This window comes from Kribbella sp. CA-294648 (assembly GCF_050943845.1).
Taxonomy (GTDB): Bacteria; Actinomycetota; Actinomycetes; order Propionibacteriales; family Kribbellaceae; genus Kribbella.
This window is the reverse complement of sequence record NZ_CP191981.1, coordinates 1,848,230-1,861,400: the sequence shown is the minus strand read 5'-3', so window position 1 is coordinate 1,861,400 and position 13,171 is coordinate 1,848,230. Positions and strand designations below refer to the sequence as shown.

Annotated in this window: 11 protein-coding genes and 3 pseudogenes; 7 read left to right on the top strand and 7 right to left on the bottom strand. The window is 65.0% G+C overall.

Annotated features, from left to right (window positions below; all coding sequences use genetic code 11):
- Nucleotides 1-3 precede the first annotated feature (3 nt).
- Nucleotides 4-216 (bottom strand): hypothetical protein, encoded by a 213-nt coding sequence (locus ACQPYM_RS09070; protein WP_433017786.1) that lies wholly within the window; start codon nucleotides 214-216, stop codon nucleotides 4-6.
- A 671-nt stretch (nucleotides 217-887) separates the two neighbouring features.
- Nucleotides 888-2,208: pseudogene (locus tag ACQPYM_RS09065) on the bottom strand (transposase).
- 677 nt (nucleotides 2,209-2,885) lie between these two features.
- Between ACQPYM_RS09065 and ACQPYM_RS09060 the strand changes: the two are divergent.
- The 3 genes and pseudogenes from ACQPYM_RS09060 to ACQPYM_RS09050 all read left to right on the top strand — a co-directional run bounded on the left by ACQPYM_RS09060 (nucleotide 2,886) and on the right by ACQPYM_RS09050 (nucleotide 6,055).
- Nucleotides 2,886-3,299, top strand: a complete 414-nt coding sequence (locus ACQPYM_RS09060) for a phosphotransferase (RefSeq protein WP_433017783.1) — start codon at nucleotides 2,886-2,888, stop codon at nucleotides 3,297-3,299.
- A 1,975-nt stretch (nucleotides 3,300-5,274) separates the two neighbouring features.
- Nucleotides 5,275-5,892 (top strand): annotated as a pseudogene (locus ACQPYM_RS09055) (ISL3 family transposase); the annotation flags it as partial.
- 34 nt (nucleotides 5,893-5,926) lie between these two features.
- Nucleotides 5,927-6,055, top strand: a complete 129-nt coding sequence (locus ACQPYM_RS09050; protein WP_433017780.1) for a DUF6529 family protein — start codon at nucleotides 5,927-5,929, stop codon at nucleotides 6,053-6,055.
- Nucleotides 6,056-6,344: 289 nt separating this feature from the next.
- Here ACQPYM_RS09050 and ACQPYM_RS09045 read toward each other — a convergent pair.
- Nucleotides 6,345-6,596: pseudogene (locus ACQPYM_RS09045) on the bottom strand (transposase); the annotation flags it as partial.
- 346 nt (nucleotides 6,597-6,942) lie between these two features.
- On the opposite strand from ACQPYM_RS09045, the gene ACQPYM_RS09040 reads away from it, so the two are divergent.
- From ACQPYM_RS09040 to ACQPYM_RS09025, 4 genes are all read left to right on the top strand, one after another.
- Entirely contained in the window at nucleotides 6,943-7,233 is a 291-nt protein-coding gene (locus ACQPYM_RS09040) for a transposase (protein ID WP_433017777.1), read from the top strand.
- A 498-nt stretch (nucleotides 7,234-7,731) separates the two neighbouring features.
- Entirely contained in the window at nucleotides 7,732-7,914 is a 183-nt protein-coding gene (locus ACQPYM_RS09035; RefSeq protein ID WP_433017774.1) for a hypothetical protein, read from the top strand.
- Nucleotides 7,915-8,216: 302 nt separating this feature from the next.
- Nucleotides 8,217-8,684, top strand: a complete 468-nt coding sequence (locus ACQPYM_RS09030; protein ID WP_433017771.1) for a hypothetical protein — start codon at nucleotides 8,217-8,219, stop codon at nucleotides 8,682-8,684.
- Nucleotides 8,642-9,175 carry a phosphotransferase family protein gene (locus ACQPYM_RS09025; RefSeq protein WP_433017768.1) on the top strand — a complete coding sequence of 178 codons (534 nt, stop codon included), beginning with the start codon at nucleotides 8,642-8,644 and terminating at the stop codon, nucleotides 9,173-9,175. The genes ACQPYM_RS09030 and ACQPYM_RS09025 overlap by 43 nt, the downstream gene beginning before the upstream one ends.
- 635 nt (nucleotides 9,176-9,810) lie before the next feature.
- Here ACQPYM_RS09025 and ACQPYM_RS09020 read toward each other — a convergent pair.
- The 4 genes from ACQPYM_RS09020 to ACQPYM_RS09005 all read right to left on the bottom strand — a co-directional run bounded on the left by ACQPYM_RS09020 (nucleotide 9,811) and on the right by ACQPYM_RS09005 (nucleotide 13,024).
- Nucleotides 9,811-10,431, bottom strand: a complete 621-nt coding sequence (locus ACQPYM_RS09020) for an ATP-binding protein (protein WP_433023213.1) — start codon at nucleotides 10,429-10,431, stop codon at nucleotides 9,811-9,813.
- A gap of 332 nt (nucleotides 10,432-10,763) precedes the next feature.
- Nucleotides 10,764-10,976, bottom strand: a complete 213-nt coding sequence (locus tag ACQPYM_RS09015) for a hypothetical protein (protein ID WP_433017765.1) — start codon at nucleotides 10,974-10,976, stop codon at nucleotides 10,764-10,766.
- On the bottom strand, nucleotides 10,973-11,449 hold the full coding sequence (locus ACQPYM_RS09010) for a hypothetical protein (RefSeq protein ID WP_433017762.1): 477 nt from the start codon (nucleotides 11,447-11,449) through the stop codon (nucleotides 10,973-10,975). The genes ACQPYM_RS09015 and ACQPYM_RS09010 overlap by 4 nt, the downstream gene beginning before the upstream one ends.
- A 1,353-nt stretch (nucleotides 11,450-12,802) precedes the next feature.
- The gene (locus tag ACQPYM_RS09005) at nucleotides 12,803-13,024 is read right to left on the bottom strand and encodes a hypothetical protein (RefSeq protein WP_433017759.1); all 222 of its coding nucleotides are present in this window, start codon (nucleotides 13,022-13,024) and stop codon (nucleotides 12,803-12,805) included.
- Between the last annotated feature and the right edge of the window lie 147 nt (nucleotides 13,025-13,171).

Below are 13,171 nucleotides of genomic sequence, written 5' to 3'. Positions count from 1 at the left end.
TGGTCACTCCATCAGAAGTGTCTGAGCGTGATTCGTTCCACCGCTGCCGTGGACGACTTCTGCGAGACTGCGGTAGTTGCTCGCGGATTGATCCAGAAGAACGCTGGTCAGTTGCCCGACGCTCTCCGCCGACGCGTCGAAACCGAGAATGCCCATCGAGCAGGCAGCAGTGACGGCCAGCGCGCGAACCGTCGCCCTGCACGAAGTCTCGTTCATACTTTGCAGCCTCCCTGATGTCGCACTCAAGTCCTAAGTCGATGTCCGGACAGAGCTCCCAATTGGTCTCTAGAGAGGTACGTGCGAAGCCCCTGATCGGTTCTCATCTCTTCGGTGCATGTGAGCCGGCAGCCCGGCTAGATCAGAACCCTGACGGCGCGCACGAGTCCGTCCACAGCCCGGCTCCGGGCAAACCGCTTCCCTTGCTCGACCACCATGTAGATGCTGGCTCATTCAGAACACATCCAACACGTTCGTTTTGAAGAATGGTGTAACCGGCGTTCCAACGCAGCAACGGATGTAATGAGCGATATCATTACCGCCCGGATCGCAACTGTGATCGAGTCTCGAAGGAGCCACCTCGGGCGGCCGCCGACGGAAATCTCCCATCAGATGGAACGCATCTAGCTTAACGTTCTTCTGGGTACCTACTCGGCACCGATATCAATGGAAGAAAGATTTCTCGCCTGACCAACAGCGTCAAACGGGTGCTGACTCGCCGATCTAGCCCGGATCTTTGGTGACTGCGATGTTCGTGGTGGTGGTGGCTTGATGGCCGGTGGTCGGGGTTGATTCTTGCTGTCGGGTTGGACATGGACCCGGGTGTCGTCTTGGGTGGCGCGGGTTCCAGGGCCGGGCCGTTGCGGGTGGCAGTGATGGGTGGGTCTTGGTTAGCCGGGTGCAGTGAGTGCTCGCAGCCGGGTGAGGCTGGTGTGCCGGAGGGTGGTCGACGCGGCGTTGTGGGTGAGGTGGACGACGGTGCGGCGGCCGGTGCGAGCGATCCTGGCTGCGGTGGAGAACAGCCGCGGGCGTAGGTGTTTGGGTTGCCGCCGGTGTGCCTGGTGGTGGTTTCGCCGTTATCGGTGAAGGCGAGTAGTTGCATCCAGGCGGTGAGTTCGCAGGCCAGCGCCGATGGCGCACCAGATCTGGTTCTGGGTGAAGTCGTGCAGTGGCAGGTTTCTGAGTCCGGTTGCCGCGAACGCGGTGACCCGCATGCCGTCGATGTCGGTGGGGCGCGGTTGGGTGCCGGGATGAGGGCGTTCCTTGCGGATGATCACCGGCATCCCGGCCGGGCATGTCGACAGGTTGTTCAGGGCGGTGATGTCGGCGACCCCGGCGCCGTCACGGACCCGGCTATCGCTGTCGATCGCCGATGTCCAGGTGTGTTTCGGGATCCGCGGCAGGGCTTGGGGTGAAGTCGTCGGGCAGGGTGAGCCCGACCGAGTACGACAGCCGGTGGGCGAGGATCCAGTCGAGGAACTCGTGGTTGCAGCCGGCCGAGTCGGTACGGATCAGCGCCCGGCGGCGGGCCTGCTCCCGGCCCGACAGCACGGGAGTTGTTTGAGGGCGTCACGGACCACGGTGATGTGGTCGGCGGCGGTGTTTGATCCGGCGTTCCCGAGCCGCAACAGGACCGCCAGTGGTTCACCGGACCCGTCGGGTCCGTGGTCGACGAACGCGCACAACGGGTGGAATCCGTAACCCCGCATGAAGGTTCGCGCCGCACCCTGCTTGTCCGAATGTGCACCCACATCAGGGGCGCGTCGAGATCGACGACCAGCGGATCGTCACCATCGCGGCCGGCGTCCGGGGCGTGCTCACCGGCCAGCGACCACACAGCCGCCCGAGCAGCAGCACGCGAAGCGTCGATCGCCTTCAACACCCGATCGACGTCGCTGGCCAGCGCGTCGACCATGCGTGACACCGTCGGATCCGAGGCCACCGGGCCGAACAGGCCCGACTCGCCACGCAGTACTGTGATATCGGCCGGGCAGTCCCCACCCAGCTCGAGCGTGATCGCGAGATCGGTGACAATCTTGGCCGAGTCATGCCTGGCCAGCGGTTGCGCCACGTCGCCAACCCCCGCGACAAACTCCACGCCCAGACCACCACCCGGACTGCGTCGGTCAGCAACAGGCCATCGGCGTGCGACACCACACCCGATCCGGCGGCATCACCCCGGACACGCGGATACAACCCGGTAGTCTTCACCTCGAAGGTGCTCCTCGATTCGCAACGACATGGTCCTAGACAAACCACACCGTCGCTGGTCAGGCCCAACCACCGTGAAAGCGCCGGGTTAAGCGGCCGCCGGAGAACGGCGGTGCCGCACTGCGCCTGGCCTCTCGTCGCAACTACTGCGGTGCAGTGGCCTGTACTCGTCGTTGACGAGGTCGTCCGCCGGGATCGGAAAGCCACAGAGTGCACACGTGCGATAGGGGAAGTCGTGGGTGAGCGGTACCCCTTGGCCGACGCCGGACGTCTGTGTCGACGAAATCAGCATCACATCACCTAACTCTGGTCTGCCTCGAGGACGAGGAGTGTGTTGTCTATCACGAACCAATACGCCTGCCGCCGTTGGTCGGATCACCGTCTTAATGACGAGTCCAGGTTGCGCCCCGCCGGGTGGTGACGACCACTTCCCACCACCCGGCGGGACGCAACCCCTAACTCTCAAGGATGAACGCCATTGTCTGCACACTGCGCGGCGACAGGCTCGGCCTTAGAGTGAGGCACCAAGTGCTACGAACCGTGCGCCGCGGCCCTTGCGTACTGCCTAAGACCTAAGGCGTGAGCGTCCAGCGCTAGGCACCTCACAGCCGCATCCCATCTTGTGCGGAGTAAGCCTCAATGGAGATAAGTCAGGTGGACTGGCGGAACCAGGGCGCATGCCTCGATCGAAGCCCGGACCTGTTCCTCCCGACAGACTCCTGGGAGGCCTCTCCGGCGGGCAGCTGTCCAGTGAGGAGCGCTTCGAGGCTGAACGCCTCCGGAAGAGACTTCCGTACGTGCTTGACGAGCCGGCCTCTGCAGGCAGGCCTCCGACCACGTTGGTGCACGGTGACTTCCATCCTGGCAACTGGCGATCCGACGGCCGGCGCCGCCTGATCGTCGACTGGGCAGACAGCTATCGCGGCCATCCGGCCGCGGATCTCGAGCGACTCCTTGGGTGGTTACCGTCGAACCGGCATGCAGCTGCGATCGGCGTCTGGGCGGCTCGCCAGCACATTCAGTACCCGTCATGCTCAGGGCGGTCCAGCTCGCCGCGCCTCACGAGGATCGGCTCATCGTCCTTCGCGTAGGTCGCTCGCGCTACCAGACGGGTTGGTGCGCTGAGGTGACCAGCCTGCGGCACATAGTGGCCGACGGGGCGTATTACTCACTGTAGTTGCGCTTTAGTTCGTGAATCTTATCCACAGGTCATTTGAAGTAGCCTCCACCGTGGGGGCAGAGTCGACTCTATGACCAAAGCTGCGCACCATCTAACGCACCACTTTCACTGGTCGGCTACAACCAGCTTCGAACAACCTCACCAAGTCTCAGGTCGCGAATGCGCAGGTCACGACCCTTGTCGGCAAATGTCGACCGACAACAACAGGCTCAGCCCGCAAATCAGCGGGTTCTGGCCTGTGGTGCGTTTGAACGCGGCGGAGAATGCAACCTCTGAGCGGTACCCGACCTGCGACGCGACCCGCGCGACGGTGAAGCTTCGGGTGATCAACAGGGCGCCCTGTGCATTCGAATGGCGGTGACGTAGCGCATCGCGGGCTTGCCGACGCACGCGGCGAACCGGGCGGAGAAGCCTACCCGAGGCAGTCCGGCGATCCCGGCCAGCTCCTCGATGGTCCAGGAGCGGCCGGCGGGGTCATCATGAACCGCACCCAGTACCGGGGCAATCTGTGGATCTTGCACACCACCCAACCATCCTGCATCCGTAGCAGTGCGTGCATGGTGGCGCAACGCCTGAACGACAAGCGCGTCGGACAGACATGCCATCACAACGCGAGATCGGCGACGCCGACGCAGTCAGCGGTTACCGCGGACGTTATGGGCGGTCATTGCGGACAGGGGGTCCAAGAATACGGGTACCCACACTGTGCGAAGGCCCATCGCTGCGACACCGCACTCGTAAAGCTCCGCTGAACGACCTGAGTGAAGATCTTCGGATCTCCGACCTGCCCTAGACCCATGCGGCTGTACCGATTTTCCAGCATGTGAGTAGCGCCCGACCCTGGCGCCGCAATCCTCAACCACTGTTGCGATTTCGACCAATCGCACTTCCGCACTGCCACGGCGGCCTTGTCGTTGAGATTTGCCTCAGACGCCACATCGAGGCAGCCAAGCACGGACTGCCCATTCGCAGTGATGTTCGAGCGCAGTACGATATAGATATATCCGTCAGACGCCGGCATCATGCGCCACTGTTGAGTCGCTGCATTATTCGACGTCATATAGATAATCTTCGCACCATCGGTGGGACTCAGAGGCATAATAGCCAATTTGCCGTACTGATTGATCAACTTGTAATAGAAGGCTGCGTGCGCCATCTGAGGGGCCAACAGCCCAATGAATGCAGCGAGTGCGCCAATTAGCGCGACCCTGCGACCCATGTGTTTCACTTTGATCTCCACCCTAGCCCTTCGGTCGTTCGAAATCGTCTCTCTCGCGATGTAGTACGCTCAGACCCGGCAAGCTGGATCACCGAGGCGCCGACTTGGATCACGCGCGCCTGACCAAAACTGCCTGGCGGGTGCTCACTCCGCCTTGGGAGCCGGATGCGTGCAGGGTCCGGTATCTGTGTGGCGCCGCCCGTCAGTCACTGAAGCGCTTTCCGCAGCTGATCAAAAGCCTCCGTCCCGAAATCCGCTTCCCAGACCTCGACAACATTGGTGGTCGAGTGGCTGGTATGCCGCTTGCGTCTGCGGCACGCGAGAGTCAGGCGGACCAGTCGTACTCTGGTGCTGGCGGCATCCGGCTCGGCCGTGCGCGAGCCATCGATTCCACCGAACCTGAAGGGGTTGGATGTGAGCGCGGCGCCGGGCCGGTTGCAGCGGTCGGACCTCGGCTGCCACCGGTGCTCGCCTGAGTTGGGCCAAATGCTTTAGTGCCTCGCGGTCGGGGCTTGCATCGCGTTGAGGATTGCAGTCTCGGCGGGGCTGAGCGCGGGTGGGAGGGTGGTCGTGACGTGTAGAGCTGGTCGGCGCGTCGGTGGCGGGATAGGGGTCGAGGTCTTCCGAAGATGAAGGTTCCAACACGCCTCATCTGGAAGACCTCGACGTGCCTGGCGCTACCTTCGCCTGCCCTGACCTGACCACGTTCACACGCTTGGACGAGCTTGGTCTTGAATCACCGGGCAGCGGCTCGAGCCAGATCGTGCGGTGCTGGCCTGTCGTGTCGTCAAGCCCGACGGGTCCGTGGATGGATGGTGCCGCCGCTGCAGATGCGAGGGCCCACCCCGGGACGCGCTGGTTCGGCGACTGGCGCACGAGCCGCTCAGGTGGCGACCGACAATGCTCTAGCTGGTCGTGCGGCGCTACCGGTGCGCCGGGTGCGGGCACGTGTGGCGCCAAGACACCAGCCGCGCGGCCGAGCCACGAGCCAAACTGTCGCGCCGCGGTCTGCGGTGGGCGCTGGAAGCCCTGGTGGTCCACCTGACCGTTGCCCGTGTCGCCGAGGGACTCGGGGTGTCGTGGAACACCGCCAACGAGCGGTCCTGGGCGAAGGCAAGCGGGTCCTGATCGACGATCCAGATCGGTTCGAGGCGCGAAGGTGATCGGCGTCGACGAACACATGTGGCGGCACACCCGCCGCGGCGCCAAGTACGTCACGGTGATCATCGACCTGACCGGCATCCGCGACAGCACCGGGCCGGCGCGGCTGCTGGACATGGTCCAGCAGCCGCGCTGGCCCTTATCACTGCCTCTGGAGCTTGGGCTTCAGCAATTTCGACTCCCGGTCTGCCCTGCATTCGCTGCTCGGCTGCGCGTTCTACGGCGCGTTCGCCACCAAGATGTTGTCCTTCGTTCGAAGAAGCTGCCAGGCTGGGTCCTGCCGGTGAGCGGCGGTCTACTGTTCGCCCTGCTGATCGGGGCCCAGGAGTCTGCTGAACAAGGGCGGTTTGGGATGAGAACGACGCTGACAAGGCTGTTGGCGCCTGTGTGGATCGGAGCCCTCGGGGGTGGGCGAGGTGGACGTTGTTCGCCGTTGGGGGTCTGGCGATCCGCGCGGGGGGATGCAGGCAGGGTGTGGGGGACGCGGCGCGGGCGGTCAGGCCAGGACCCAGGTTCCGGTGTGGTGGGCGAGTCCGAGGTTGAGCAGGCGGCGCAGGTCAGCTCGGCCATCCGCAGGTGCAGCCACAGGTCGTTGCTGATGAGGCGGCGGTAGCGCAGTTTGCGGCAGCGGGCCTTGGGGCCGATCAGCCAGGCGATCGAGCGTTCGACCATTGGGCGGTGCTGGCGGTAGGTGTCACGCAGGTGCTCGTCGTCGCGCCACTGACGGCGGGCTTGGCGAAGCAGGGCGTCGTGGGGGTGCAGGTGCAGGATGCGGCCGGCCTTGCTGGTGGTACATCTGGCCCGTAGCGGGCAACTGGTGCAGGCGATGCCGAAGACGACCGCGCGGCCAGGGTGACGCGCCTAGTGACACCGTTCGGGCAGGTCGCGGTGCCGGCGGTCTCGTCGACGGTGAAGTCGTCGGTGGTGAATCCGCCGTCGACGGCCGGTCGCAGCGGGCCGGGTCTGATAACCCGACCGGCACCGGCCGAAAACGCTGGACCACGCGCTGGAAACCAGCCTTGAACGCCTTCGACATCGCCTTCGAGGGCCACGTCACCACTGACCGCAATTAACCTTCTTCAACCCCCGAGTTACACCGCTCTTTTGACAGACCCTTCGATGCACCTGGGCTTCCCCCGTAGCGTGCAGACATCGCCTTTGAGGAGGTCGGGCGATGGCAGAGGCACGTCAGAAGTTCGATGAGGACTTCAAGCAGGGAGCGGTTCGGCTGGTTCGGGAGACCGGCAAGCCGATCGCGCAGGTGGCCCGGGAGCTGGGGATCAACGGGAGCACGCTGGGTTACTGGTGCGCTCAAGAGCGGCGCAGGCTGGCCGCAGCAAAGGGGACGACACAACGACGACTTGCTATAGGCGAAATGTTCCCGCACGGCGCCGCGACCGCTCGCTCCAGCGCGTCGCGCGCCGAGGCCGGGCTCCACAGGTCTACAGCTTCGACGGCCAGGTGAGATACGGTTCGATCACCGATGCGGGGCTCTCGACCGCGAGGACGCCGGGCAGGCGGCCACTGCTCCACGGTTGATCAGCATGTGCCAACCTTTGCGACCGCGACACCCCGCGCCATGGGCAAGCGGTCGGCCGTGCCGAGCGCGATCCCGACCTGCTCGAACGAACCGAGCATTCCGCTCGCGGAACTGGCCGACTAAACCGAATGGGCCACCCGCATCGTATAGATGATGCGTCGAGGTGGCGGTGGATCAAGCCGCGTTGGCACCGCCCTTGACCGACCTCAACCGGCTCCTCGATGCGGACCAGTTCCTGCGCGCCGCTCTGACGACTTACCAGGCCGCGTACGGCGATCGTCACCTCGATGTGGCGGTCATGCTGCGTACCCTCGGCGTCCTGGCCTACAGGCGCGATGACGATGTCGAGCGCGACGCCTTCTCAAGCGGGCGATCTGCATCAAGACGGAGGTCCTCGGTCCCGATCACCCGGAGCTGGCGGCGATGCAGGCCAACCTGGCAGTGCTCGACGAGAACCTCGGTTCGCGCCTCAGCGCGGCGGACGGATATAGCAGCGCGATCGCGATCCTCACTAGTAGAGTCAGCTCCTCCCACCCGGCCCTGGTGTCCTACCGCAGCCACCTCGAGCGGTTGGTCGGCGAGGGACGACTGATGGTTACTGTGTAGTGGTGCGCGTGTCCGACGAGGCTGTACTGCTGCTGCCGTCGGGGCTGCCACGGGTCGAGCTGCCCGAGAAGTGTTGGTTCCCCGATGTCGAGGCGGTGGTGCGGGGCACTGCGGGAGCAGTTGGGGTTCGAGGCCTATGTGCTCAAGTGCCTCGACGACCAGCCGGTATCGACGACGTACTTGATGCTCTCGGCTGGCGCGGCGCCGGCGAGCGCCCGATGGGTCCACGATCTCGATGAACCGGCCGTCATCGCCGCACGCAACAACCTCGCGCTGCCGGCGGACTCTCCTGTGAGGCCAGCTTGGACGATGCCACGCTGGTACGACGAGGGCTGCTGTGGATCGACGCACAGCTCGCAGCTGCAGGTGTCGAGCGGACCGGCCCCGCAGCTCAGGTGCGCTCGTGGGGATTGTCGAACATACTGCGCATCCCGACCGCCGACGGGAACGTGTACTTCAAGGCGCTCGCCCGCTCCAGCACGATCCGCCCGGCCCGGGTCGATGCCCTGCCGCTGTTGTTCGCGCATGAGCCCTTGTTGCTGCAGAAGCTCTCGGACGAGCACCCCGACGCGGTGCCGGCACCGCTTGCCGTCGACGAGCAGCGGGTCTGGATGCTATTGCCCGACCTCGGCCCCCGTTGGCCAACCAGCCGGACATCTCGGTCTGGATGGACGCTGTCCGGAGTCATGCACGGCTCCTGCGCAGCTATGCGGATCAGCCGGATCGGTTGCTGGGGTTCAGCTGTGTCGACCGTCGACTCGGCGTACTGAACGCCGAGCTGGACCGGCTGTTCGGGTGGAACCCCGCCACCGATCGGCTCGACCCCGCCGAACGCGCACGGCTAGCCCGCCGAACCGAACAGTTGCGTGAGGCAATCATCGAGTTGGCGGCGATCGGTGTACCGGACACCCTGCTGCACGGTGACCTGCGCCCGCGGAACCTCGCTGTACGCGACGGCCGGGCACTGGTGTTCGACTGGACCGACTCGGCGGTCTCCCACCCGTTCCTGGATCTAGTGACCTTTCTCGAGGAGCGATCACAGCTGTCGATGGACCTACTACTTGTGGACGTCTATCTGGCCGAATGGGAGGAGTACGCCTCCCCAGCGGACCTGCGCCGGGCACTCGAGCTCGCGATGGAGCTGGGTGCGCTCCACCACATGATGACCTCGCTGCATCTTCCGGACAACGTGTCCGGGCCAAGCAGCGAGTCTATGATCCGCGGAGCCGTGTGGTGGCTGCGGCAATTCCTCGAGCAGTAGTCGTCTCTCGTGCAGGATCGCCATCTGGTTCCGCATGGCCCCGGCGTGCCGGTGGATCCAGGTGTCGCAGTCCGGCCGACGCTCACCGCAGAGCAGCGCGTAGTGCGCGAGTGCCTCGGACAAGGGCCGCCTCGCGAAGGTGCCCAGGCCAGTGGCCTGTGCTCCAGCTTGCCTTCCCTCAGTAATACCCATCACTTTCGGCTCGGCCGGCCGCCTTCAGGAGCGCCCTCAGGTTTCAGCCCTCGATCATGATCGACATCTCCATCGGGTATGCGCATCGTGAGCCGCCAACCGCGGCGCGAGTTGATCACCATGGTCGGGCCACGTTGGACGACGCCGTGACCGCGCCGCCAGCAGCGCCGCTCCGGCCGACGATGTCCAACGAAGTTGAAGGCAGCCGCTGCTCGCGCAGATGCTGCAAGTTCAGGTGGCCGCCGCCACCGGCCTCACGGATGTACCACTGCTGGCTCACACAGCTTGGTCGCGAGACGTCGACAGCTGCCGAAGTCGGATCTGGCGACGTGAGGCAGTCAACTCCATCCGCGTGGTCCAGAATGCCCGGTCAAGGCAATCCCCAGCTCTCCCAGGACGCCTTCATTGCTTTGCTGGGCCAGCGCGGCCGCTCACCTCGTCGTTCACAAGCCTCTAGCAGCAGCCGCCACGCCTCGTCGCGATACAGATCGATCCGAACGGAGGAGTTCTGCCGCCTCCTGCGCGGCGACCGGATCGTTGTCTCGGAGCTCCAAGCCTGCCAAGGCCGTCGATGCGCGCGCCGCATCCGCACGGAACTGTTCGCGTTCGCCGACTACCCACTCGGACGGCCCGTCCTCGGTCAGCAGCTCGCCACCATAGCTGATGAGCAGGCTGCTCAGTATCTCGCGCTGTACGTGGTCCGAGGCGTTGCCGTTCGTCCGCCACCGGGGCGATCGCGGCCCGAAACTCGGCGACATCCGCTCGGCTCCCGGTCGGCAGAGCGAGGAGGTAGCTAAAGCCAGTACGACGGAGGAGCTGCGATCGCCCCCGCAAAGCCGTGGTCTCCATGACGCGCCGGAGCGAGGACACGGTGACCTGCAAGCTCCCGCGTCCAGCTTCCAACGGCATTCCGTGCCGGAGTCCCCGATCAGACACAATGGGAGTCCCTTCTTGACCCAGTCGCAGGTGGCGAGGTGGTGGATGACGGCCGGGTCGATGTTGGGGTTGGCGTCGAAGTCGAAGGCGCGTAACGATTTCTCTCGCGGGAACTGGGCGGCCTTGATGCGGCGTTTCGGTCCGGCGTCGGGCGCGGTCGTCGCACTCGGCCAGCAGCAGTTCGGCCAGAAACACCCGATAGGACATCTGGTCGGCCGCGGGCCGGTCGACCAAGTCGGGAAGCCTGGTGCGGATAGTCGGCAGTCGCAGTGCCCGGCAGGCCTCGGCGACGGCGGTTTCGGCGGCTTGGTCGATCATCGTGCGGCGGCGTGGGCTCATGATGTCTTCTTCAGGGGTTTCCGCGCCGGAGCGCGGCGGTCGGACTCAGCCGACCCGGCTGCCTCCTCAGCTGTTTCTCCGCTGCCTCGGCGGCAGCCCGGCGGCTGGGCAGCAGCGGGTCCTAGGGCTCCAGCGAGGGCAGCGGCCTGGTGTCCGCTGGCAGCTGGGCCAGGCGGCGTTGGGTCAGCGACATGACCCGGGACAGCGGCCAGGGTGGCCGGCCGAGCTCGTCAAGGCTGACCTTGGGTGCGATCTGGGTGGTGGCGTTGTCGTTGTCGGCGATCAGCCGAGCCTCCAGCCCGCCCGCAGCCGCTGTCCTGGCTCCGACCTTCAATGCCGCGGCCAGGCCGGCGACGAGGTGGTCGCGGTTATGTGGCGGTGCAGTCGCAGGATCTCGATCAGGTCCCTAGTGCCGGCGGTGTCGCCGTGGGCGGCGCAGGCAGTCTGCCACCAGGCCTCGTGGATCGGGTTGAACTTGCCACTCGCTCGGGCCTGCTCGAGGGCGGTCGCGCCGGGCAGCGCGCCCGGTTTGCGGATCAGCGCCTCGAAGTAGTGGTCGAACTCGACCCGGCTGCCGCCCGTGGCCAGTAGCCGTTCGTCCTCGGTGCGGCCGTCGAACACGACCAGGTCCGAGGCGTTCAGCAAGACCGGGACCAGGCGCCCGATCAGCAGGGACGGAACCGAGTAGTGGTTCGTGCGGAAGGTGATCAGCGAGAACCGGGCCTCGAAGAACGCCTCCTGACCGCCGGAGGCGAACACCCGGTACACCGCCTTGCCCGAGAACGACGACCGCAAGCAAAACAACATGCATTTCTCCAATCCCCCCGCAGCTGGATCACCACCTCGCCGAAGTCGACCTCGGCTTCCGCACCAGGCAGATGCGACTGCGGGTCGAACACCTGCGCCGGGCCGCGGCCGGCCTCGATCCGGACCTCCGGACGCCGCTTCGCGACGTACCCACGGACTACCTGATATGACACGTCACCCATGCCTTGCTCTTCGATCAGCCGGTGAAGATCCGGGTATCGGTATGCCGCTGCTTCTTAGGCGCGTCCAAGTCGAGCAGCAGGATCTCATCGATCACCGCCATGAACGGATCCAGCTTCGACACCCGCGGCGCACACGGAGCCCGCGGCTGCGGCCACACCGAACCCAACGCCTTATTGACCGTGCTCCAGCTGACCCCGTAAACCTGGCCACCGCAACCCCCACAGTGACACCGGAATTCGCTGGCAACTCTCAGCCGATGCCACAGGTGACGACAACTTTCACGGAGATCTGACACCCTCAAACACGGTCAGAACCAATACCGCGCAGCACCTGAGGGGGTCGAGAATGAGGTCAACCACCGGCCTCGACACGTTCTCCAAGATCGCTCGCCCACCGAGCTGTTCACCGCGCTGCTAACCTCGCCCGAGCACCATGTGTTGCGACGTTAACTAGAACCCACCGCGTCGGATCGGCCTCAAATTCGAGCGTTGTCGACACGCATCTCACAAAGTTAGGTAGTGATCACCGATCCGTGGGTCCCCGGACCGGCGGCACGCTGTACCCATAGATCCCGAGATCGGAGGGCCGATGGCAGACAGTCGTACCGAGGGTGCTGCTCGTGAGCCAACGTTTTGTACAGCGCCACCGGGCGGCCGGTACCGCACCTCTGCACGGTGTGCGACGCTTCGTATCATTTCGAAGCCCGAGACGTTGAACAGTCGTTGGAGGATTTAGACGATTCCCCGGGATGAGGCAGCGGCAGCCGCTTTTCTCGTTGAGTGCGTACCCCGAGTTTGATCAGGATCGCCGACACGTGATGATCCACGGTCTGTGGGGACAACACCAGCTCGCGGCGATCTCGTTGCTCGTCCGGCCCGCGTCAAGTAGTCGCAGTGTTTCATGGGCAGCGCAGTAGCAGGACCTGCATCAGGTCGCATGTGCCGATCGTGTCGCCGTGGGCCTTGCAGGCCGCAGCCCACCAGGCCTCATGCACATGGGTGAGCTTGCCAGCCACCCGGGCCTGTACGAGCACGGTCGCGCCGGGTTTACGGACCAATGCTTCCAGGTAATGGTCGAACTCGAGCCTAGTGCCGCCCTTGGCTTGGAGCCGGTGTGGCGGGCGACCTCGATACGGCCGTAATAGACCTCGAGGTGGTTGGCGTGCAAGCATCACTCGTAGCTCACCGCCGACGAGCCGGGTTGGGACCGAGTAGCGGTTAGTGCGGATGGTGATTTGAGAGAATCGGTCGACCCGCGGGGTAACAGCCTGCCGGTCTCGAACCGCTCGTCGGGCAGCGACATACCCAGCGAGTAGGCACCCGCGCGCTTGTTCGCGACCGACGTCAGGCCGACCATCTCCAGCACCTTGTCGACACTCTGCTCCGAAGACAAGCGCGTCGCCTCGCCGCGCACTAGTGATGTCAGGTCAACAAGTAATACCTGCGCAAAGGCAGAGAGCGTTTACGGACAGCAGCATGTGCCAACCACCCGCCTGGCGGCCAGGACGTGTCCACTCGCCTCGACTACGATGACAACTAC